General features: G+C 71.6%; 22 protein-coding genes. 8 read left to right on the top strand and 14 right to left on the bottom strand.

All coding sequences use genetic code 11. The features are described from left to right. Positions 1-75 precede the first annotated feature (75 nt). On the top strand, positions 76-570 hold the full coding sequence (locus OG413_RS25990; protein WP_266809219.1) for a nuclear transport factor 2 family protein: 495 nt from the start codon (positions 76-78) through the stop codon (positions 568-570). A 181-nt stretch (positions 571-751) separates the two neighbouring features. Then, positions 752-2401 (top strand): apolipoprotein N-acyltransferase, encoded by a 1650-nt coding sequence (lnt, locus tag OG413_RS25985; RefSeq protein ID WP_266809217.1) that lies wholly within the window; start codon positions 752-754, stop codon positions 2399-2401. On the opposite strand, the gene OG413_RS25980 is transcribed toward lnt, so the two are convergent. After that, positions 2325-3230 carry a Gfo/Idh/MocA family protein gene (locus tag OG413_RS25980; RefSeq protein ID WP_266809215.1) on the bottom strand — a complete coding sequence of 302 codons (906 nt, stop codon included), beginning with the start codon at positions 3228-3230 and terminating at the stop codon, positions 2325-2327. The two genes, lnt and OG413_RS25980, sit on opposite strands and share 77 nt — an antisense overlap. A 194-nt stretch (positions 3231-3424) precedes the next feature. On the opposite strand from OG413_RS25980, the gene OG413_RS25975 reads away from it, so the two are divergent. Further along, positions 3425-3937 (top strand): DinB family protein, encoded by a 513-nt coding sequence (locus OG413_RS25975; RefSeq protein ID WP_266809213.1) that lies wholly within the window; start codon positions 3425-3427, stop codon positions 3935-3937. Between the two features lie 110 nt (positions 3938-4047). Continuing rightward, positions 4048-4509, top strand: a complete 462-nt coding sequence (locus OG413_RS25970; protein WP_266809211.1) for a hypothetical protein — start codon at positions 4048-4050, stop codon at positions 4507-4509. Positions 4510-4627: 118 nt separating this feature from the next. On the opposite strand, the gene OG413_RS25965 is transcribed toward OG413_RS25970, so the two are convergent. The 8 genes from OG413_RS25965 to OG413_RS25930 form a co-directional block, all read right to left on the bottom strand. Then, entirely contained in the window at positions 4628-5101 is a 474-nt protein-coding gene (locus OG413_RS25965) for a hypothetical protein (protein WP_266809209.1), read from the bottom strand. A gap of 319 nt (positions 5102-5420) precedes the next feature. Beyond that, positions 5421-6104 (bottom strand): uracil-DNA glycosylase, encoded by a 684-nt coding sequence (locus OG413_RS25960; RefSeq protein ID WP_073719026.1) that lies wholly within the window; start codon positions 6102-6104, stop codon positions 5421-5423. A gap of 76 nt (positions 6105-6180) precedes the next feature. Then, positions 6181-7761 (bottom strand): ABC transporter substrate-binding protein, encoded by a 1581-nt coding sequence (locus OG413_RS25955; protein WP_266809207.1) that lies wholly within the window; start codon positions 7759-7761, stop codon positions 6181-6183. Positions 7762-7879: 118 nt separating this feature from the next. Beyond that, the gene (locus OG413_RS25950) at positions 7880-8635 is read right to left on the bottom strand and encodes an SDR family oxidoreductase (protein WP_266809205.1); all 756 of its coding nucleotides are present in this window, start codon (positions 8633-8635) and stop codon (positions 7880-7882) included. 20 nt (positions 8636-8655) lie between these two features. Beyond that, the gene (fabG, locus tag OG413_RS25945) at positions 8656-9417 is read right to left on the bottom strand and encodes a 3-oxoacyl-ACP reductase FabG (protein WP_266809203.1); all 762 of its coding nucleotides are present in this window, start codon (positions 9415-9417) and stop codon (positions 8656-8658) included. Between the two features lie 228 nt (positions 9418-9645). After that, positions 9646-10029 carry a DUF3037 domain-containing protein gene (locus OG413_RS25940; RefSeq protein WP_266809201.1) on the bottom strand — a complete coding sequence of 128 codons (384 nt, stop codon included), beginning with the start codon at positions 10027-10029 and terminating at the stop codon, positions 9646-9648. Then, positions 10026-10925 (bottom strand): HipA family kinase, encoded by a 900-nt coding sequence (locus tag OG413_RS25935; protein WP_266809199.1) that lies wholly within the window; start codon positions 10923-10925, stop codon positions 10026-10028. Before OG413_RS25935 ends, OG413_RS25940 begins: the two co-directional genes overlap by 4 nt. A 178-nt stretch (positions 10926-11103) precedes the next feature. Next, positions 11104-12354 carry a cytochrome P450 gene (locus OG413_RS25930; RefSeq protein ID WP_266809197.1) on the bottom strand — a complete coding sequence of 417 codons (1251 nt, stop codon included), beginning with the start codon at positions 12352-12354 and terminating at the stop codon, positions 11104-11106. Between the two features lie 207 nt (positions 12355-12561). On the opposite strand from OG413_RS25930, the gene OG413_RS25925 reads away from it, so the two are divergent. Beyond that, positions 12562-13005, top strand: coding sequence for a Rieske (2Fe-2S) protein (locus OG413_RS25925; RefSeq protein WP_266809195.1), 444 nt, complete (start codon positions 12562-12564; stop codon positions 13003-13005). A gap of 14 nt (positions 13006-13019) precedes the next feature. Here OG413_RS25925 and OG413_RS25920 read toward each other — a convergent pair whose 3' ends face one another. Continuing rightward, complete coding sequence (locus tag OG413_RS25920) at positions 13020-13688, bottom strand: cysteine hydrolase (protein ID WP_266809193.1); 669 nt, start codon at positions 13686-13688, stop codon at positions 13020-13022. Between the two features lie 148 nt (positions 13689-13836). Here OG413_RS25920 and OG413_RS25915 point away from each other — a divergent pair, with 148 nt between their 5' ends. After that, on the top strand, positions 13837-14301 hold the full coding sequence (locus OG413_RS25915) for a pyridoxamine 5'-phosphate oxidase family protein (protein WP_266809191.1): 465 nt from the start codon (positions 13837-13839) through the stop codon (positions 14299-14301). A 108-nt stretch (positions 14302-14409) separates the two neighbouring features. Here the strand turns inward: OG413_RS25915 and OG413_RS25910 are convergent, their stop codons facing one another. After that, on the bottom strand, positions 14410-15330 hold the full coding sequence (locus tag OG413_RS25910; protein WP_266809189.1) for a LysR family transcriptional regulator: 921 nt from the start codon (positions 15328-15330) through the stop codon (positions 14410-14412). Positions 15331-15404: 74 nt separating this feature from the next. Here OG413_RS25910 and OG413_RS25905 point away from each other — a divergent pair, with 74 nt between their 5' ends. Beyond that, a complete protein-coding gene (locus tag OG413_RS25905; RefSeq protein WP_266809187.1) occupies positions 15405-16481 on the top strand; it encodes a DMT family transporter in 1077 nt (358 codons plus the stop codon). Positions 16482-16527: 46 nt separating this feature from the next. On the opposite strand, the gene OG413_RS25900 is transcribed toward OG413_RS25905, so the two are convergent. Then, entirely contained in the window at positions 16528-17859 is a 1332-nt protein-coding gene (locus OG413_RS25900) for an aminotransferase class I/II-fold pyridoxal phosphate-dependent enzyme (protein ID WP_266809185.1), read from the bottom strand. Between the two features lie 35 nt (positions 17860-17894). Here OG413_RS25900 and OG413_RS25895 point away from each other — a divergent pair, with 35 nt between their 5' ends. Further along, entirely contained in the window at positions 17895-18587 is a 693-nt protein-coding gene (locus tag OG413_RS25895) for a pyridoxamine 5'-phosphate oxidase family protein (protein WP_266809183.1), read from the top strand. 73 nt (positions 18588-18660) lie between these two features. Here the strand turns inward: OG413_RS25895 and OG413_RS25890 are convergent, their stop codons facing one another. Continuing rightward, positions 18661-19635, bottom strand: a complete 975-nt coding sequence (locus OG413_RS25890; protein WP_266809181.1) for a DMT family transporter — start codon at positions 19633-19635, stop codon at positions 18661-18663. Positions 19636-19793: 158 nt separating this feature from the next. Next, a complete protein-coding gene (locus OG413_RS25885) occupies positions 19794-20822 on the bottom strand; it encodes a DMT family transporter (RefSeq protein WP_266809179.1) in 1029 nt (342 codons plus the stop codon). Positions 20823-20830: the final 8 nt, after the last annotated feature.

The raw sequence follows: 20830 nt of genomic DNA, 5'->3' as shown, positions 1-20830 counted from the left end.
GGATACCCGGCCCGCCCGAGTGACCGACAGCGCGGAGCCCTTGGCCTCACGCGCGTCTTGACAGAGACTTGGCCAATGACGCAGCGTGTGGCTCTCGCGACCGTAATGGACCAGCTCGCCATCGATGCAGTGATCACTGGATATGCGGTGGCGGTCGACGACGGCGACTGGCCCGGCTACGGCGACCTGTTCACCCCGGACGGCCGTGCCGACTACCGGGAAGCGGGCGGCGTGGAGGGCCCGGCCACCGAGGTCGCTCAGTGGCTGACGGAAACGATGCGACTCTTCCCCGTCCGGCAGCATCTGATCGTCAACCGCCGCATCGGCCTCCAGGATCTCGGCGGCTATCCGGGCGACCGGGCCGACGTACAGGCCGACTACCTCAACCCGATGCGACTGGTGGCGGGGTCGCGTCCCGGCACGGCCGAGGGCGGGGACACCGCACCGGACTTCGTCTCCGGCGGCCGGTACAGCTTCGAGCTGCTGCGTACGGAGCCGGGCTGGCGGATCCGTTCCGTCGTCGTCCACGAGAAGTGGCGACGTACGCCGGGTGGCTCCGTCCCGGCCTGAGTCCCCCTCGCCGCGCCGCCCATCCCGCGCCGGCCGTCCCGCCCATCCCGCGCCGCCCGGACGGCGGCGCGCCGCGGCCGGGTGCCCTGTCGCCTCCGGTTCCCCTCCCTCACACTGGGCACGAAGACGTTGTCCGGCGCGAACACACTGCTCGCGCGGGGCAGGACGAGGAGGGCACGCCATGCGGATTCGGGACGGGCACGTTCCGACCGGTACCACCCCTGCCGCGCGGGCCCCGGGCGGTCCGCGTGAAGCGGGCCGGCGACTTCTGGCGTCCCCGTGGGGGCGCGGCGGCGCCGCGCTGCTCGCCGGTGCCCTGCCCGCCCTCGCCTTCCCCGCGCCGGGGCTCTGGTGGTTCGCCTATGTCGCGCTGGTACCCCTGCTGCTGCTGATCCGGTCGGCGTCGACGCCACGGCGCGCGGTGCTGGACGCCTGGATCGGCGGCACCGGTTTCATGATCGCCGTGCATCACTGGCTGATGCCGAGCCTGCATGTGTTCATCGTGGTCCTGGCGGCGTTGCTCGGGCTGCTCTGGGCCCCGTGGGGGCCGCTGGTGTCCCGGCTGCTCGGCGGCGACCCGTCCGCTTCGCGTTCGGTGGCCGCGGTCGTCCTCGTACCGTCCGGCTGGCTGATGATCGAGCTGGTCCGCTCCTGGGAGGGACTCGGCGGCCCCTGGGGGCTTCTCGGCGCCTCCCAGTGGGAGTTCGCCCCTGCGCTCCGGGTGGCGTCGGTGGGCGGCGTGTGGCTGGTGAGCCTGCTGGTACTGGCGGTCAACACCGGCGTCGTTCTGCTGCTCGTCGCGCCCGCCGCCCGCGCCGCCGCCGTGGTCTGCCTCGTGACCTGCGCCCTCGCCGTGGCGGCGATGTGGAGCTGGGCGCCGCGGCCGGAGTCCGTCGCGACGGCCCGGATCGCCGTCGTGCAACCGGGTGTGGTGGAGGGTCCCGGCAGTGTGGGGCGCCGTTTCGCGCGTAGTGAGGAGCTGACGCGTTCGCTGGCGGGCCGGGATCTCGATCTCGTGGTGTGGGGCGAGAGCAGCGTCGGCGTGGATCCGCTGAGGAGTCCGGAAACCGCGGCGCGGCTCGCGGCGCTCTCGCGGCTGGTGGGTGCCGAGGTGCTGGTGAATGTGGACGCCCGGCAGACGGACGCGTCGGGCCGGACCGGGATCTTCAAGTCCGCGGTGCTGATCGGCCCGGACGGGCCCACCGGGGACCGCTACGACAAGATGCGGCTGGTGCCGTTCGGCGAGTACGTCCCGGCACGTGCGGCGCTCGGCTGGGCGACCTCGGTCGGCAAGGCGGCGGGCCAGGACCGGCTGCGCGGCACCCGGCCGGTGGTGATGACCCTGCCGGGCGAGCGGGGGCTGCGGTTCGGCCCTCTGGTGTGCTTCGAGTCGGCGTTCCCCGACATGAGCAGGCAGCTGACCCGGGACGGTGCGGGGCTGCTGATCGCCCAGTCGTCGACGTCCTCGTTCCAGCACAGCTGGGCGCCCGGCCAGCACGCCTCGCTCGGGGCGCTGCGGGCCGCCGAGAACGGCCGTCCGATGGTGCACGCGACGCTGACCGGCACCAGTGCGGTGTACGGGCCGCGGGGCGAGCGGGTGGGCGGGCAGCTCGGTACGGGTTCGAGCGCGGCCGCCGCCTTCGACGTACCGCTCGCCCGCGGCACCACCCTCTACGTCCGTTTCGGCGACTGGCCGGTGTACGGCGCGCTGGCGGCACTGGCGGCCCTGCTCGCCGCCGAGGGGCTGCGGTCCCTCAGGAAGCCTGCTCCAGCGACTCCCGCACCACTCGCTCGCACAGCTCATGGGTCGCCAGAGCGTCCCGGGCACTGAGCGTCTCCCCGGCCCGTACGGCGTCCAGGAACGTCAGCACGCTCTGCTCGATGCCGCGCTGCCGGGCGACCGGCACCCAGTCGCCGCGCCGGCGCACGGTGGGCTGGCCCTTGTGATCGATGATTTCCGCGAGGTTCACCACCTGGCGCTTGGTGTCCTGGCCGGAGACTTCGAGGATCTCCTCGGTCGATCCGCTGAGCCGGTTCATCAGGCCGATGGCGGTGAACCCGTCGCCGGACAGCTGGAGCACGACATGGTGCATCAGACCGTCGACGATCCGGGCCCGTACGGACGTGTGGTCGACGGGGCCGGGGACCAGGAAGCGGAGCGTGTCGACGACATGGATGAAGTCGTCCAGCACCATGGTCCGCGGGTCCTCGGGCAGACCGACGCGGTTCTTCTGCATCAGGATCAGTTCGCGCGGGTGCTCCAGGCACTGCGCGTAGCCGGGGGCCAGCCTGCGGTTGAAGCCGACGGCGAGGCTGGTTCCGCGCTCCTCGGCGAGGCTCACCAGCCGCTCGGAACCGGCGAGTTCATAGGCGAGCGGCTTGTCGACGTACGTGGGTACACCGGCTTCCAGGAGCCGGCCGACGATCTCCGGATGCACCGAGGTCGGGGCGTGCACGAAGGCGGCGTCGAGTCCCTGGGCAAGCAGCGAGTCGAGGGAGGTGTGGCACTGCCCGGCCGGAATCCGGTGCGTCTCGGCGACTGCGGCGAGCGTGGCGGGGGTGCGGGTCTGCAGATGCAGCTCGATCCCCGGCAGCGTGGTCAGCACCGGCAGATATGCCTTCCGCGCGATGTCGCCGAGCCCGATGCAACCGACCTTCACAAGAATCCCCTATCGCTGTGTCATATGCCTGACGTGGTTCCGGCAGCATACGTGCGCCACGACGGCGGCCGGTCGGCGATGCCGCCCCAGCCCGAACGGGTACCCGTTTCGCCGGGCCGCCTGTGCGGCCTGCGCGAGGCGCGGCCACGAAATGGCCTGGCCGGAGCCATGATCGATGAGCGAGGATGACGGTCATGACCGCTCCTGAACGCTCCGAACCCGCCACCGACGCCGCCGAACGCCCCATGCTGGAGGGCTGGCTCGACTACCACCGCGAGACGCTCGCGACGAAGTGCGCCGGGCTCACCGACGCCCAGCTGCGGGAGGCGTCCGTGCCGCCGTCGGAATTCACGCTGCTCGGGCTCGTCCGGCACATGGCCGAGGTGGAGCGCGGCTGGTTCCGTAGCGTGCTGACGGGCGAGGACGCGGCGCCGATCTACGGCACCGACGAGGACCCGGACGCCGAGTTCCATCTCACCGAGGCGGACACCTGGGCGGAGGCGGAGGTCACCTGGCGCGCGGAGATCGCGCAGGCACGGGAGAACGCGGCGAAGGTCGGCCTCGACGAGATGTCCGTGGGGCTGAGCCGCAGCGGCGAGACGTTCAACCTCCGGTGGATCTACACGCACATGATCGAGGAGTACGCCCGGCACAACGGCCACGCCGACCTCGTCCGCGAACGGGTCGACGGCGCCACCGGCGTCTGACGTCCACGGCCCCTCGGCCCGGTGGTTCCGGGCCTGCGGGGTCACTCGTGCGGGCCAATCCTGGCGCACCGGCTCCCCGGACGGCCTCCGCGCACAGCAGAGTTGCCCAGGTGCATCGAACGAGAATCACCGCGAAGATCCTGGTCGGAGTGGCTGTCACGGCCGTCTCCGGCTGTGTGTCGGTGGAGCCGTCGGCGGAACTCCCGCCGCGGCCCGGCGTCGGCAGACCGGTCCAGGACGTGGCACCGCAGATCATGCAGCCACCCGCCCGCGAGGCCCTGGAAGCTCTCCCGGACCCGACGCCCTCCCCCTCCGCCGCCGCTCCCCCTTCCGACGCCTCCACCGGGGCGCCGCCCGGCACCCCGCGCGTCGCACCGCGGCAGCGGGAGGCCGCGGACCCGCCCGGGCAGCGCGCCCCGCTCCAGTTGCCGCGCGTCCCGCGGCCCGAGCCGCGTGCGGTACCGCGTACCCCCGCCACCGGCGCGGGTGTCTGCGCGCTCGGCCGGGGGTACGGGGGCTGGCCTGCGGGCAGCCCCCAGTCCACCATCTGTCAGCAGACGTACGGCGGCTGAGCCCCCGCGCCTACCCACGCCCCGTCCACATCCACATCCACGTCCACGTCCCCCACGTTCGCCCCCACCCATCGAATCCCTGGGGCCCACCGGTTTCCGGCCGGTGGGCCCCAGGGATTCACGGCTGCCGCATCCGCAGCTCCAGCCGCTCGATGGCCGTGCGGACCCCTGTGCCGTACCCGCTGTCCGGGAGCACTTCGGCCGCCGCCCTGGCCCGGTGCAGATGGGTCCGGGCCGTATCGGGGCGCTGGAGCTTCAGATAGTCCGCCGCGAGGTTGAGATGCAGGGAGGGGTAGAAGGCCCGCACCGCCAGGGAGTCCTGGTGCTCCGCGACCCGCTCGTCGCTCAGCCCGTCCGCGGCCGTCAACGCCCGTAGATCCCAGGCCAGTTCATCCGCCGGGTCGTCCTGCGTATCGGCCATGTAGTGCGCGAGGGTGCAGCGGTGGAGGGCGTCGCCACCCTCACCGATCTCCGACCAGATGACGGCGAAGCGATTGCGCGCCTCTTCCCGGTCGCCGCCGTGGAGCAGCATGATCGCCTGGCCGATCCTGGTCATGACGGCGTCCGGGGACGCCTCTTGCTGCTCCATCACTGCGCTCTCCCTCGTGCCCGTACAGCCGGTTGCGGTCGTGCCGACGCCAAAGGGGTGTACCGCGAGCCCCGGCGGGCGCGCGGCGACAGCTACGGCGACTCGCGGCGTTGTCGAAACGCCCCATACATCCAGTATGCGGACGTTCCTCCGCCTTCCGACGCACCGTATCCGCCGCCGCGCGCCGATCCACCGGGGATGGCGGGGTCCTGATCCACGAGGATGACCGGGCCCGTGATCCATCGGGATGACGGCACATCTCCCGGCCTCGGCCGTCACTCCCGCTCGGGCGCGGGCCCGGCCTGTCGGCCGGGCGCCGCAGTCAGCCCAGGTCGGGGATGCGCCAGTCGATGGCCTCGTGCCCCTGGGCGGCGACGGCCTCGTTGATCTGGGTGAAGGGACGGGAGCCGAAGAACTTCTTGGCGGAGAGCGGCGAGGGGTGGGCGCCCTTCACCACCACATGGCGCTCCTCGTCGATCAGCGGCAGCTTCTTCTGCGCGTAATTGCCCCAGAGCACGAAGACCGCCGGGTCCGGCCGCGAGGCCACCGCGCGGATCACCGCGTCGGTGATCTTCTCCCAGCCCTTGCCCTTGTGCGAGTTGGCCTCTCCGGCCCGTACCGTCAGCACGGCGTTCAGCAGGAGGACTCCCTGCTCGGCCCAGGGCATCAGATACCCGTTGTCCGGGACGGGCAGGCCGAGCTCCTCCTTCATCTCCTTGTAGATGTTGCGCAGCGAGGGCGGCGTCTTCACGCCCGGCCGCACGGAGAAGCACAGTCCGTGCCCCTGGCCCTCGCCGTGGTACGGGTCCTGGCCGAGGATGAGGACCTTCACCCGGTCGTACGGGGTGGCGTCCAGCGCGGCGAAGACCTGCTCGCGCGGCGGATACACCGGCCCCTTGGCCCGCTCTTCCTCGACGAAGTCCGCGAGCTCCTTGACGTACGGCTTCTGCAGCTCTTCGCCGAGGACGCCGCGCCAGGACTCGGGCAGCAGGTCGGTGTCGGTCACGTCCACAACCTCCGGTAAGCAATCGGTTCTTGACCACAGAACCTACCGGGGACCACTGACAACGCCCCCGCGAGCCCTACCAGCTGGTCTTGCGGTACAGCTCCCACAGCTGCATGACGGTCTGCGGGTCCAGTGCGCGCTCACCGCCGCCGATGTCCTCGCCGGACGCGACGTACAGCTTGCCCTGCCACAGGGGCAGCAGCCGGACGTCCTCCACCAGGATCTCCTGGGCCCGTTCGAACTGCTGGCTGACCGCGCCCCGGTCGCTCTCCTGCCGGGTGGCGGGGATCAGCTGCTGGGTGATCTCCTTGTTCAGGTACGGGGTCCCGGTGACGCTCTCCTTGCCCACGAAGGGCGCGATGAAGTTGTCGGGGTCCGGGAAGTCCGGGAACCAGCCTCGGCCGAAGACGGGATACTTCCCCTTGGTGAAGCCCTCCTGGAAGGTCGTCCACGGCTCGCCCTTCAGCGTGATCTCGAAGAGGCCGGAGTCCTCCAGCTGGCGCTTGAGCTCCTCGAACTCGGGCTTCGTGGCGGAGCCGTAGCGGTCGGTGGTGTACCAGAAGGTCATCTTGACGGGCTCGGTGATACCCGCCTCGGTCAGAATGTCCTTCGCCTTCGTCACGTTCGGGTCGCCGAAGGTGTCGAAGAAGCTCGTGGTGTGTCCGGCGATGCCCTTGGGCACCATGGAGTACAGCGGCTCGGCGGTGCCCTGGTAGACCTTGGCGACCAGGGCGTCCCGGTTCACGAGGCGGGCGATGGCCTTGCGGACCGCGGGCTTTCCGGCGGCCGGGTCCTTCGGGTTGAAGACGAGGAAGCGGATGTCCGCGCCGACCGTCTCGACGATCTGCAGGCCGTCGTTGTCCTCCTGGTTGTCCTCCAGGCTGACGACTTCGTCGGCGGTGAGACCCCGGTAGATGGCGTCGATCTTCTTCTTCTTGAGGGCGGTCACCATCCGGGTGGATTCCTTGAAGTACCGCACGGTGACCGCGTTGTTCTTACGGTTGGCGAAGCCCCGGTAATCAGGGTTCTTCGTCATCTCCGACGTGACCGCGGGCTTGTAGGAGTCCAGGAGGTACGGGCCGGATCCGGTGACCTTGCCGTCGTCGCGGATCTTGTCCTTCGGGTAGTCACCGGGCGCGACGATCGACATCGCGGGGGTGGCCAGGATGAAGGGGAAGGTGGCGTCGGAGGTGTTCAGGTGGAAGATGACGGTGTCGTCGCCCTTGGTCTCCACCCGGTCGAGGGAGCCGAGCATGCCGACCGGGCCGCCCTTGACCTTGATGTTCACGATCCGGTCGATGCTGTACTTCACGGCCTCGGCGTCGAGCTTCTCGCCGTTGGAGAATTTGAGATTCTTACGGAGCGTGCAGCGGTAGGCCATGCTCGTGGAGTCGGTGAACTTGCAGTTGTCGGCGGCGTCGGGCTCCGGAATCGTGGTGCCGGTGGGGAAACTCACCAGTGTCTGGAACACGTTCCGCATCAGTTCCCACGAGTTGTCCCAGGCGGCCGCCGGATCCAGGGTCGAGGGCGAGCTCGTCGAACCGACGACTATCTTCTGGTCCGTGTCCGACTCGCTGCCGGACAGCAGACCGCAGCCCGCCAGCAAAGACAGGGAAGCAAGGGCTGCAGCAGCCTGCAGACTGGCCCGGTAGAACACGCGCACGCTCCTCGATCAGCCATGGGTCGGCAGACCATACCGCAGCGCCCCACCGGGTCAATCCGCTGACCCGGCGGGGCACTTGAGTCAATCGGGGCCAAACCGGCGCAGGCCGCTCTCAGCCCACGCCCGCGTTCAGGAAGATGCCGCCGTCGACCACGAGGGTCTGTCCGGTGATCCAGTCGGACTGCTCGGAGGTGAGGAAGGCCGCCGCGCCGCCGATGTCCTGCGGGACCCCGAGCCGGCCGAGCGGATAGGCCGCGGCCGCCTCGGCCTCACGGCCCTCGTAGAGAGCCTGGGCGAACTTGGTCTTGACCACGGCCGGAGCGATCGCGTTGACCCGGACGGCCGGCGCGAACTCGTGGGCCAGCTGAAGGGTCAGATTGACCATGGCCGCCTTGCTCATGCCGTAGGCGCCGATGAAGGGCGAGGCGGAGATACCGGCGACGGAGGCGATGTTGACGATCGCCCCGCCGTTCTCCTTCTGCCACGCCTTCCAGGTCTGCTGGGCGAAGCCGAGCGCCGAGATCACATTGGTCTCGTACACCTTGCGGGCGACATTGAGGTCGAGCTCGGCGATCGAGCCGAAGACCGGGTTCGTACCGGCGTTGTTGACGAGGAAGTCGACCCGGCCGAACGCCTCCATGGCACGCTCGACGGCCGCCGCCTGGTGGGCCTCGTCGTGGGCCTTGCCCGCGATGCCGATCGCCCGGCCGGAGCCGAGCCGTTCGACGGCCTCCTTGAGGGCGTCCTCACCGCGGCCCGTGATGCACACCCGGTCGCCGCGGGCGACCAGCGCCTCGGCGATGCCGTAGCCGATGCCCCGGCTGGCGCCCGTGATGAGGGCGACCTTGCCACTGTCCTGCACAGTCATGATGTCCGTTGCCCTTCGGGTCAGTTGAGGGGTCCACCGGCGACGTACATGACCTGCCCGGAGACGAACCCGGCGTCGTCGCCCGTGAAGAAGGCGATGGCGTTGGCGATGTCCTCGGGGCGGCCGACGCGCTGCACCGGGATCTGGGTGGCCGCGGCGGCCTGGAACTCCTCGAAGCCCATGCCGACCCGGGCCGCGGTCTGCGCGGTCATCTCGGTGACGATGAAGCCCGGGGCGACGGCGTTGGCGGTGACGCCGAACTTTCCGAGCTCCTTGGCGAGGGTCTTGGTGAAGCCCTGGAGGCCCGCCTTGACGGCCGAGTAGTTCGCCTGCCCGCGGTTGCCGAGGGCCGAGGAGGAGGACAGGGACACGATGCGGCCGAACTTGGCCTCCACCATGTGCGACTGGACGGCCTTCGCCATCAGGAACGCGCCCTTGAGGTGCACGTTCATCACGAGGTCCCAGTCCAGCTCACTCATCTTGAAGAGCAGGTTGTCGCGGAGCACGCCCGCGTTGTTGACGAGAATCGTCGGGGCGCCGAGCTCGGCGGCCACCCGCGCGACGGCGGCCTCCACCTGGGCGCTGTCCGACACATCGCAGGCGACGGCGAGGGCGCTCCCCCCGGCGGCGGTGATCTGTTCGACCGTGTCCTCGCAGGCCGCCTCGTCGAGATCGAGTACGGCGACGGCGCGGCCCTCGGCCGCCAGGCGTACGGCGGTCGCGGCGCCAATGCCCCGCGCCGCTCCTGTCACGATGGCGACGCGCTGCTCGGTGGTGGACATGCTTGGTTCTCCTCGCCCTTGGATCGCGGCTCAGCGGACGTCGGGACACTCCTGGAACATTCCCTGACAGCAGAATCCCGATGACTGAGCAACCGCTTAGTACCTTCAGCAGACGTGACGCTAGAAGCCCTGGCACCCGGTGTCAACGGCCCACGGGCGCAGTGGCCGCATGTCACACCCGGCGACGCGGCGCCGGACACCGCCCGGACGCCGCCGCCGGGGGCCGGATCAGCGCACCAGCAGGTCGAGCAGCCGGTCGACCTCGCCCGCCGGATCCAGCGTGAGACCACTGTGCACGGCGCCCGGCTGGACGACCGTGGAGCGTGGCGCGATCAGCCAGCGGAAGCGCCGCCCGGCATCGTCGCCCGCCGCCTGCCCGGCATCGTCGCCGCCTCCGCAGACCCCCTCGACCGCCCGCAGGGCTGCCCGCACCCCGACCACATCGGCGTGCGGGTCCAGCGCCTTCAGCTTGCTCTCGTCGAGGTACGTGCGGGCCGCGACGAAGGACCGGGCCCGGCAGTACACCAGCACACCGGCGTTGAAGCACTCGCCGCGCTCGACCCTCGGGACGACCCGCAGCAGCGCGTACTCGAAGACATCGCGCTTGCTCATCGGCCGTTCTCCTTGCCGCCGCGCGCGGCGTCGTCCGGACCGGCGACGCCCTGCGCCGCGCGGTCGTTCTTCGTGGGGTGCGGCCGGGGGGTGAGGCGTTCGGCGAGCCACCCCGGAGCCCGGGAGGGGGTGGTCCTGGTGGGGGCGTCCAGCGTGATCCGCCGATGGATCGTGGTGGCGCGCGCCAGCAACGGCCGCACATAGGCCCGGCGCAGCTCGTCGGTCGAGCCGAAGCCGGGCTCGTCGGTCAGCCACGCGTCGGGCACGTCGGCGGCCACCTCGGTGAGCAGCTCCTCGGTGACGAGCGGGGCCAGCTCGCGGTGGGCGGCGGCGATGTCCGGCCCGAAGGACGCGAGGACATGGTCGGAGGCGTTGTACGGCTTGGCCGCCGACGCCTCGGCGCCCGGCCAGTTGTGGTGCCAGATCATGGTCGCGCCGTGGTCGATGAGCCAGGCATCGGCGTGCCAGACCAGCATGTTGGGGTTCCGCCACGACCGGTCGACGTTGTTGATCAGCGCGTCGAACCAGACGATCCGGCCGGCCTCCGCCGGATCGACCTCGTAGGCGAGCGGGTCGAACCCGAGCGAGCCGGGCAGATAGTCCATCCCGAGATTCAGTCCGCCGCTCGCCTTGAGCAGCTCCTGCACCTCCTGATCCGGCTCGGCGAGCCCGATCACGGGGTCGAGCTGAATGGTCACGAGTTCGGGAACGCGCAGCCCCAGCCGTCGGCCGAGCTCCCCGCAGATGACCTCCGCGACCAGGGTCTTGCGGCCCTGCCCCGCGCCGGTGAACTTCATGACATAGGTACCGAGGTCGTCGGCCTCAACGATCCCCGGGAGCGAACCGCCCTCACGCAGGGGCGTGACATAGCGGGTCGCCGTGACTTCTGTCAGCATTTCCCCAGGCTATACGGCGCGGATCCCCGCGAATCGGCAGGCCGGGGCGCACCGTACAGCCAGGCGGTCTCACCCCCGCCGGCCCTGGGGAGAATCTGGGCAGTTTCCACCGGCACGTTACTCCTCCGGCTCCCCAGGATTCCGTCGATGACGGTACGCCCGGGGCCCCTCGCTTCGCTCAGCCGGAAGGGGCGGTCTCCTGCGGGTGGATGACGGCGGGCAGCTCGCTGTGGCCGTTGGAGATGAAACTCGGCTTGGGGTGGAGCTGGTGCGGTGGTACGGCGAGGGCAAGTCGCGGGAAGCGTTCGAAGAGGGCGCGCAGGGCGATTTCGGCTTCGAGGCGGCCGAGGGCGGCCCCGAGGCAGAGGTGCATCCCGTAACCGAATGAGAAGTGTGTCTTGTCGCTCCGTGTGGTGTCGAAGTCGTCGGCGCCGGGGCCGTGCAGGTCCGGGTGCCGGTTGGCGGCGGCGTACGAGGGGAGGATGGCGTCGCCCCTCCGGATGGTCGTTCCGTGTTCGGGGAGGGGGATGTCCTCCACGGCGAAGCGCATCGGCAGATGGGCGAGCGGGGCTTCGTGGCGGAGTGATTCCTCGACCACGTCCTTCCAGCCCACGCGTCCCGCGCGGATGTGGGCGAGCTGCCCGGGGTGGGTGAGGAGCGCGGTGATGGCCTGGTCCAGGAGGTTGACGGTGGTCTCGAATCCGGCGTTGATCACCAGCAACAGGGTGTCGCGGAGTTCGGCCTCGGTCAGGGCCGATCCGTCGCCTTCCGTGTCCCTGGCGGCGATGAGCGCCGAGGTGAGGTCGTGACCGGGCGCGGCCCGCTTGGTGGCGATGAGGTCGGTGAGGAGCGCGTACAGGTCCTGCACCGCGGCGGTGGTCTCCTCGGGACTGTGGCTGGTGGAGAAGATCACGTCGACGGTGCGGCGGAACCGCGGCCGGACGGATTCCGGAAGGCCGGCGAGATGACTGATCACCCCGATGGGCAGTGGGTAGGCAAAGCGCTCCCGCAGGTCGGCCGGCTCACCGGGCGGGGTGGTAGCGAGGGCGTCCAGGAGCTCCGCGGTGAGCTGCTCGATGACCGGTGCCAGCGCGTTGATCCGGCGGGCGGCGAAGGCCGGTCCGATGGTGCGCCGCAGCCGTCTGTGCTCCTCGCCGTAGGCGGTGAACATGTTCTCGACCGCCACCCAGAGCTCAAGCGCCCAGACCCCGACGACCTTGTCGGGGAAGGCGGGCCAGTGCTGCCGGGCATCCTTGGAGACCCGGGAGTCCAGGAGCAGTCGCCGCAACAGCGCCGGGTCGCTGATCGACCATGCCTCCACGCCGAGGACATCGACGCGGGTCAACGGGCCACGGATACGAAGGGCGGCGTCCTCGCCGTGACGATCGCTGCCGCGGGGGTCAAGCACGAACACGGGTTCTCGGTCCACGAAGGCTCCTTGGAACAGGGGGCGGATGGACGACAGCGACGAGCGTACGGCGGAAAGGGCCATCGAACGGGTACGTTGCCGACGTCGTTCCACCAAGGCACGGGGCGATCCTCGGGCCGGCTGATTCCCGGGCGCGGTTTGAACGCGGACGCCCACCGGAACGTATCCCTGGTCGAAGCCATGGACACCGATGAAGGGAATGCCGCAATGAGCGCATCGCAGGAGCGCCGGGTCCTCCCCGGACGCCGCACCGTCGTCGCGGCGGTGGGCGCGGCGGGAGTGGCCGCCGCACTCACCGCGTGCGGCGGATCGGACGGCTCGGAGGGTTCGGACACGGTCGAACAGGCCGGGTCGGGAAAGAGCCGCGAGGTCCTCGCGAACACCGCGGACATTCCCGAGGGCGGCGGGACGGTGTTCGCGAAGCAGGGTGTCGTGGTGACACAGCCCAAGGCCGGTGAGTTCAAGGCGTTCTCCGCCACGTGCACCCATCAGGGCTGCGCGGTGAAGGATGTCTCGAACGGCTCCATCAACTGCCCGTGCCACGATTCGGCGTTCGACTCCGCGACGGGCGCTGTGACCGCCGGGCCCGCCACGCGGCCGTTGCCTACCCGGCGGATCACGGTGGCGGACGGCGCGATCACCCTGGCATAGCCGCCACGGCGTGATCACCCTGGCGCAGCCGCCTCCTGCCCGCGGCGGCGCTTCCAGCAGCCGAGCGCGTCGTCGGTGGTGGTGATCGTGGCGACCAGGGCGAGCGTGTTGCGGATCATCGCGGGGGTGTATTCGGCGGGCACCCCCGCGATGGCGTCCGACGGCACGACCGCCGTGTAGCCGAGATTCACGGCGTCGAAGACGGCGTTGGGAATGGCGACATTGGCCGATACCCCGGTGATGACGAGGGTCCGGCAGCCCAGGTTGCGGAGCAGCGCGTCCACCTCCGTACCGGCGAGGGGAGACAGACCGTGCAGCCGTCGTACGACGAGGTCCTCGTCGGCCACCTCGATGGGTTCGGCGACGCGCACCGCCGTACTGCCGGAGTACTGCTGGACGGGCAGCCGCGCGGCGGCCCGGAAGAGCCGGGCGTTGTCTCCGGAGCCGCGCCCGTCGGGGCGGCGTTCGGCGACCGCGTGCACCACCTGGACACCGGCCTCGTGCGCCGCGGAGACCAGCCTGGCCACGTTCGCCAGGGCGCCGGAGGACCGGGCCGCTCGGGCGAGTTCGGGCAGGGCGCTGTTCCGGCCCACGACGCCCTGCTGGCACTCGACGGTCAGCAGGGCGGTGGTGGCGGGGTCGAGCTGCGCGGCGAGCCGCTCCCGCGAATCCTTGGACGGCACAGTGCCTCGCTTCCTGTCGGCTGTCCGGCCCGGTGAAGGACGGAATCACCCGGACGGACCGGGCGCGCGAGGCTAACGGCCATTGCGCGACGAGGGAAGAGCCCCCATGATTTCTGACACATAGTCAGACATTGGGAGGGGACACTCCATGGCCGTCACTCAGCGACGAGGCCGCCGGATCATGATGACGGACGGCGAACGCGACGCCTACCTGACCGAGCAGCGCACCTGCCGGGTGGCCACCCTCGCCGCCGACGGACGGCCGCATGCCGGGGCGCTCTGGTTCGTCTGGGACGGCACCTCGCTCTGGCTGTACTCCCTCACCCGCAGCCTTCGCTGGGCCCAACTGCGTCACGACCCACGGATCGCCGTGGTGGTCGACGACGGGGTGGAGTACGGGGAGCTGCGCGGCGTGGAGCTGTCCGGCGAGGCGGAGTTCGTGGGCGAGGCACCTCGCACCGGTGCGGCCTGCGCCGAACTGGAGGTACCGGAAGGGCTGTTCCCGCCCAAGTACTTCGGCATGGAGGCCATGCCGCACGACGGGCGGCACGCCTGGCTGCGGCTCACGCCGGACACGGTCACTTCCTGGGACTTCCGCAAGCTGACCGGCTGACGGGTCCCGCACACCGGGCACCGGAGGGGGACGGCCGCCCCAGAGGGCCGTCCCACCCGAGGACTGTTCCGACCGAGGGCCGTCCCGCCAGGGACGGTGGGGCAGTCCTCAGTGCCGCTCCCCGGCGGCCTCCGCGGCCCGGCCCGCTCGGCGCAGCGCCTCGACCGCCGCCCTGATCGACGGGCGCCGGTCGGCGTCCGCCCGCCACACGACGTGGATGTGCCGCCGCACGGTCTGCCGTACGGGCACCAGCCGCACACCGTCCGGCACCGGGCCACGCCCAAGACGCGGCGCCACACAGACACCGAACCCGGCGTCCACCAGGGCGAGTTGGGTGTGGTGTTCGCCCGCCAGATGCGCGATTCGCGGCTCGATGCCCTCCGAGCGCAGGGTGAACATCAGCCATTCGTAGCAGAACTCGCCCTCGGGCCAGGACACCCACTCGTCCTCGGCGAAGTCCGCCAGGGCCACCTCGGCACGGTCCGCGAACGGATGGCCGGCCGGCATGGCGATGTCCGGTGCGTCATCGAGGAGTTCGGCCTTGGTCAGCCCGCCGGGCACGGGCAGCCGCTTGTTGCTCCAGTCGAGCACCACGGCCAGGTCGACATCACCGCGAAGCACCGCCAGAATGCCGTGTTCCGGCTCCAGCTCCGTTGTCCTGACCTTCAGTTCCGGATGGTCGGCGCGCAGCCCGGTGAGCGTCGCGGGGAGCAGCCCGCGCGCCGCGGTCGGGAAGGCCGCGATCCTGACCTCGCCCACCACCTCGCCCCGCTGGGCCTCGATGTCCGACTGGGCCAACTCCACCTGGGACAGGATCCGCGCGGCATGGTCGGCGAGCAGTCGGCCCGCGTCGGTGAGGCGAACCCCGCGGCCGTTCCTGGCGAGGAGCCGCTGACCCACCTCGCGTTCCAGTTTGGCCATCTGCTGGGAGACCGCGGAGGTGGTGACGTGCAGTCCTCCGGCGGCTCCGCTCACCGAGCCGTGCCGGGCGAGGGCGTCCAGCGTACGAAGGCGCTCCAGGTTCAACATGTAAGCGATGCTACGCGAAGGGGGCCAGTAACTTTCACTTGTCCTACGTTGTTGACTTCGTCATCGTTGTCCCCATGAGTGCCCCTTCCGAACCGGCGACCGCACCGACCGCACCGGCGCCGCCCCGTGCACCGGCGACGGGCGCCGCGCCGCCACCCCCGCGCACGCCCCAGCACCCGCCCGCGTCCGCACCCACGCCCACGCCCGCCCGGCGGCCGGTGACCGACTGGCGCATCAGGTTCGGGGCGCTCTCGCTCATCTGGGGATTCAGCTTCCTGCTCATCAAGGTGGGCACCGATGCCTACGCCCCGTTCCAGGTGACCTTCGGCCGCCTGCTGTCCGGTACGGCGGTGCTCGCCGTCGCCATGGCCGTACGTCGCGAGCGGCTGCCCCGTTCGGCACGGACCTGGGGCCATCTCACCGTCGCCGCGTTCTTCCTCAACGCGCTGCCGTTCTCGCTCTTCGCCTATGCCGAAACGACCATTCCGTCCACGCTGGCCGGAATCTGCAACGCGACGTCTCCGCTGTGGGGCATGGCGCTCTCGATCGTCGCGCTGTCCGAGGACCGGCCGACCCGCCGCCGCGTCGTGGGCCTCGGCCTCGGCTTCCTCGGCGTACTGACCGTGCTCGGCGCGTGGCAGGGGTTCTCCGGCCTGGATCCCAGCGGTACGGCGATGGCTCTGCTGGCCTCCCTCAGCTACCCGATCGGCTGGATCTACGTCCGCCGGACGCTGGCCGGCACGGGTTCGTCCACGCTGGCCCTGACCGGCAGCCAGCTGTTCGTCGGAACGCTGCAACTGGCCGTGGTGACCCCGCTGTTCACCTCCTCACCGACGGCCTTCCCCCTTCTGCCGACGCTCGCCGTCGTCGCGCTGGGCGCTCTCGGGACGGGCCTCGCGGTACTGCTCCAGTACGGCCTGGTGGCGGAGGTCGGCCCGACGACCGCGCAGATGGTCACCTACTTCATCCCGGTGATCGCCACCGCGGCCGGGGTCGCCCTCCTCGGCGAGGAGTTGAACTGGAACACCCCGGTCGGCGCCCTGATCGTCCTCGCGGGCGCCGCTCTCACACAGAGCCGGGCCGGGTCGGCGGCGACCCGTCCGTCACGACGGCCCGGCCGCGGCCGACCGGGCCGTGCCGCCGCACCGTAACCGGCCCCCGGCCCCCTGCCCCGCAGCCGACCGGCCGCCCCACCCCTCAGCCGTAACTGATCGGGCGCGCCGGTCCCGCCGCTTCCGCCACCGCGTCCGCCAGCGGATCGATGTCCGCCGCGGTCAGCGTCGACACGGTGAGCCGCACCGCCGGGGGCGCGGCCAGCCGGAACCTCGCCCCCGGCGCCACCGCCCAGCCCGCGCGCAACAGCCGGGCCACGGCTCCGGTCTCGTCGCTCACCGGCACCCACACGTTCATCCCGCTGCGGCCGTGCGCCTCCACACCCCGCTCCGCCAGCGCCCGCACGAGGGCGTCGCGGCGCTGCGCGTACGACCCCGCGACCGTTGCCGGATCGACGGCGCCCGAGGTCCACAGATGCAGCACGGCCCGCTGCAACAGCTTGCTGACCCAGCCGGGCCCCAGGCCGAGCCGCCCCACCACCCGGTCGACGGTCACCGCGTCGCCCGTCAGCACGGCGACCCGCAGATCGGGGCCGTACGCCTTCGCCACGGACCGTACGAACACCCAGTGGTCCGTGACCGCGCCCAGCGGGTGCAGCGGCAGATCGACGATGGCGTGCCCGTGGTCGTCCTCGATCAGCAGCACCCCGGGGTGGCCCGCGAGCACGGTGCGCAGCTGCCCGGCCCGCTCCGCACCGATCACGGCACCCGTCGGGTTCTGCGCCCGGTCGGTGACGATGAGCGCCCTGGCACCCGCCCGCAGGGCACGCTCCACGTCCCCGGGCAACGGGCCATCGTCGTCCACGCCCACCGGCACGGCACGCATCCCGAGCGCCGGTACGAGATCGAGCAGGCTGCCCCACCCCGGATCCTCGACCGCGACCGCGTCGCCCGCCCTGAGGTGCGCGGACAGCACCCGCTCGATCGCGTCCAGGGATCCCGAGGTGACGGCCAGCGGCCCCGGCGGCACCCCGTCGGCATCCATCGCGGCACGCGCGAACGCGGCGAACTCCGCGACCACCGGCGCCTCGCCATACAGACCCGGCTGCCGCGCGTACGCGGCGGCGGACACGGCCAGCGCCTCGCCGAGATCCGGGAGCAGCGCCGGGTCGGGGTTGCCCTCCCCCAGGTCGCGTACGCCCGGTGGGGCTTCGATCCGCAGTGAGCCGCGCGCGGTACTGGCCGGGCGCGGTCGCACCCGGCTCCCCCGGCGCCCCGCCGTCTCGATCACCCCTCGCTCGCGCAGGGTCCGGTAGGCGGCCGCCACCGTATTCGGGTTCACCTCAAGGAGCGCCGCCAACTCCCTCATGGGGGGCAGCACTTGACCGGGCGCGAGATCTCCCGAGCCGACTCCTCGCTCCACACTGGCGGCAATTTCCGATGCACGCCGCCCACTGATCCGATACTCTCCTAGCACAAACTACATTATGCACTAGTGCAATGGAGTACGCAATGCCGGACATCGCAACGCCCGACAGTACGGGCCCGGACGCCGCCACCCCGTACCTGCCCACCGAGCGCACGGTTCCCACCCGGAGCAAGGAGCGGGCCTCCTACGACCGGGAGCTGGTCCACTCGATACTGGACGCGGCGTACCTCTGCCATCTGGGCTTCGTCCGCGACGGTGCGCCGGTCGTGCTGCCGACCCTGTTCGGCCGGATCGGCGAACGGCTCTACGTCCACGGCTCGACCGGCTCCCGGCCGCTGCGCGCGGCGGCCGGGGCGGACCCCGGTCTGCCGGTCTGCCTCACGGTCACGCATGTCGACGCGCTCGTGCTGGCCCGGTCCGCCTTCCACCACTCGCTGAACTACCGCTCCGTGATGGTCCACGGGGTGGCGGTCACGGTGACCGACCCCGAGGAGCGGCGCATCGCGCTGGACGCGATCGTCGACCAGGTCGTCCCCGGCAGGTCGCGGGACGCGCGGCCCGCCGACGCGAAGGAACTGGCCGCGACGGCGGTGATCCGGCTCGACCTCGACGAGGTCTCCGCGAAGGTGCGCACCGGCGGCCCCGGCGACGAACCGGCCGACGTCGCGCTGCCCCACTGGGCGGGCATCGTCCCGCTCACCCGTGGGTACGCCGAGCCCGTCCCGGCGGACGATCTCGACCCGTCCATCGCGGTGCCGGCGTACCTGTCGCGCTGACCGCTCGCCCCGGCCGGTCACGCGCGGCGGACCCGCCGGAGCGCGGACCCGCCGCGCGGCAACGGCCCGGCGGTCACACCGTGACGGCCGCCTTCCGGCGGCCGGCCGCCGCGCCGCGCGCCTCGGCCACGGCGAGCCCCGCCACCGCGGTGAGCAGGAACAGGGTGCCGATGACGGTGGCCGCCGTCAGCCGCTCCCGCAGCACGGTCACGGCGATGAGTGCCGCGCTCACCGGCTCCAGGAGCATGATCACGGAGACGGTCGCCGACCGGACCGCCGCGGCGCCGGCGAAGTACAGGGCGTACGCGAGCGCCGTCGGCACCGCGGCCACGTACACCAGCAGCCACAGCACCTGACCGGTTTCCGCGGTGTGCGGCACGAGCCCCTCGGCGGCAGCCATCGGCAGCAGCCCCACGGCACCGATACCGAACGCCCAGGCACTGGTGGCGAGTGCGTCGCCGCCCCCGCCGTCCCGCCCGAGCCAGCGGGTCAGCAGGGTGATCGCGGCGTATCCGGCGGCGGAGAGCAGCGCCAGGGCGATGCCCAGCGGCCGTACCTCGGCACCGTCCCCGCCGAGGACCAGCACGGCCAGTCCCGCGAGCGCACCGGTCACCGCGGCCAGCCCGCCGCGGCCGAGGCGCTCGCCCATGGTCAGCCGCGCGCCCACGGCGATGAGGACCGGCCCGGCCCCCAGGGTGACGACGGTCCCGACCGCGAGGCCGGTCACCTCGACGGCCGCGAAGTACGCGCTCTGGAACAGGGTGAGACCGATCCCGGTCCCGAGGATGCGCAGCAGCCGGCGGCGCCCGGTCTCCGAAGGGCCGGGAGTACGGCGTGGCCGCAGCGCCAGGGCTCCGGCCAGCAGGACGAGGCCGCCGGCGCAGCGCCAGAACGACAGGGCGAGAGGCCCGAGATCACTGACCCGGAAGATCAGGGAGGCGGCCGCTCCGGCGGTGCCCCAGGCGACTCCGGCGACGACGAGGTACAGCAGGCTCCGCCCGACGGGCAGGCCGGGAACGACGGGCAGGCCGGAAGCAGGGTTCGACACGTGACTTCTCCAGAGGAGGACGGGGTGGTGGTCGCTCGACTCCGCACGCGGGCAGCGACGAACCGCTCGGGGACTGCCCGAGCCCGGTCTTCGTCAGGAGTGGCCGCCCGCGCTAGGCGGCAGGCGGCGGAAGCACGGTCAGATGCATGCTCGGCACACTACGGCGAGGTGCGTCCCACGGACAACTCCCCCTCGGCCGTGCCCTCGACGGCCCCCTCCGGCGGGGCGACGGCCGAAGCGACCGGCCCGGAGGGCGGTTTGGGCGCCGAGGACTGTGCGATGAACGCGCCGATCAGGACGACCGAGCCACCGATGAGCTGCGGTGCGGAGAGGTGCTCACCGAGCAGCACCCAGGCGAGCACGGTCGCGATGACCGCCTCCAGACAGGCGACGACGCCCGCCACCTGCGGGGAGAGCAGCCGCACCGAGATCACCCCGGTGACATAGGCGAGCACGGTGGCGAGCAGCACGATCCAGCCGAGCAGCAGCCACGCGGGGACCGCGTTCCCGTTCATGTCCGCGGTCCCGCCGAGGATCGCCCAGTCCATGCCCCACGGCCGGGCGACCACGGTGAGCACAGCGGCACCGATCAGCAGTCCGTACGCGATGACCCCGACCGGATGCGGTGGCGGGACGCTCTTCCCGCCACCGCTCGCGGTGTCCTGGCTGCCCTGGTCCGACAGGACGAAGTAGCCGACCTGGCAGCAGGCGGCGCCGAGCGCGAGCAGCAGCCCGACGGCGTCGAAACTCAGTCCGGACCACACCTCGACGACACAGGCCAGACCGCCGACCGCGAGGATCACGCCGAGCGCGGCGGCCCGGGTGACGGCTCTGCGCTGGACGAAGCGGACCCAGCCGAGAACCAGGGCGGGAGCCAGGTACTCGACCAGGAGCGCCACACCGACGGGGATCCGGGAGATCGCGGCGAAGTAGCAGGCCTGGACACCGGCGACGGCGAGCAGGCCGAACCCGGCCAGCAGAGCGGGCCGTTCACGCACGAGGTTCCGGTGGCGCCAGGCGACCGGCAGCATGACGAGGGCGGCGCCCGCCACCCGTAGCCACACCACATGCAGCGGGTCGAGCCCGGCCTCGATCAGCGGCTTGGCCGCCACCCCTGAACCACCGAATGCGAAGGCCGAGGCAAGGGCTAGTCCCAGGCCGGCGCTTCTCCCCTGAGACGCGTGCATCGGCACAT

The organism is Streptomyces sp. NBC_01433 (genome assembly GCF_026340105.1).
GTDB lineage: Bacteria > Actinomycetota > Actinomycetes > Streptomycetales > Streptomycetaceae > Streptomyces.
The sequence above is the reverse complement of the archived record's forward strand: the minus strand, read 5'-3'. Positions and strand labels throughout refer to the sequence as shown.

What these genes read in the sequence shown, in the direction of transcription:
- OG413_RS25935 (WP_266809199.1), bottom strand. Translation starts at nt 10,925, where the DNA reads ATGCTGACAGAAGTCACGGCGACCCGCTATGTCACGCCCCTGCGTGAG.
- OG413_RS25910 (WP_266809189.1), bottom strand. Translation starts at nt 15,330, where the DNA reads ATGTTGAACCTGGAGCGCCTTCGTACGCTGGACGCCCTCGCCCGGCAC.
- fabG (WP_266809203.1), bottom strand. Translation starts at nt 9,417, where the DNA reads ATGTCCACCACCGAGCAGCGCGTCGCCATCGTGACAGGAGCGGCGCGG.
- OG413_RS25915 (WP_266809191.1), top strand. Translation starts at nt 13,837, where the DNA reads ATGGCCGTCACTCAGCGACGAGGCCGCCGGATCATGATGACGGACGGC.
- OG413_RS25950 (WP_266809205.1), bottom strand. Translation starts at nt 8,635, where the DNA reads ATGACTGTGCAGGACAGTGGCAAGGTCGCCCTCATCACGGGCGCCAGC.
- OG413_RS25925 (WP_266809195.1), top strand. Translation starts at nt 12,562, where the DNA reads ATGAGCGCATCGCAGGAGCGCCGGGTCCTCCCCGGACGCCGCACCGTC.
- OG413_RS25975 (WP_266809213.1), top strand. Translation starts at nt 3,425, where the DNA reads ATGACCGCTCCTGAACGCTCCGAACCCGCCACCGACGCCGCCGAACGC.
- lnt (WP_266809217.1), top strand. Translation starts at nt 752, where the DNA reads ATGCGGATTCGGGACGGGCACGTTCCGACCGGTACCACCCCTGCCGCG.
- OG413_RS25895 (WP_266809183.1), top strand. Translation starts at nt 17,895, where the DNA reads ATGCCGGACATCGCAACGCCCGACAGTACGGGCCCGGACGCCGCCACC.
- OG413_RS25885 (WP_266809179.1), bottom strand. Translation starts at nt 20,822, where the DNA reads ATGCACGCGTCTCAGGGGAGAAGCGCCGGCCTGGGACTAGCCCTTGCC.
- OG413_RS25905 (WP_266809187.1), top strand. Translation starts at nt 15,405, where the DNA reads ATGAGTGCCCCTTCCGAACCGGCGACCGCACCGACCGCACCGGCGCCG.
- OG413_RS25940 (WP_266809201.1), bottom strand. Translation starts at nt 10,029, where the DNA reads ATGAGCAAGCGCGATGTCTTCGAGTACGCGCTGCTGCGGGTCGTCCCG.
- OG413_RS25990 (WP_266809219.1), top strand. Translation starts at nt 76, where the DNA reads ATGACGCAGCGTGTGGCTCTCGCGACCGTAATGGACCAGCTCGCCATC.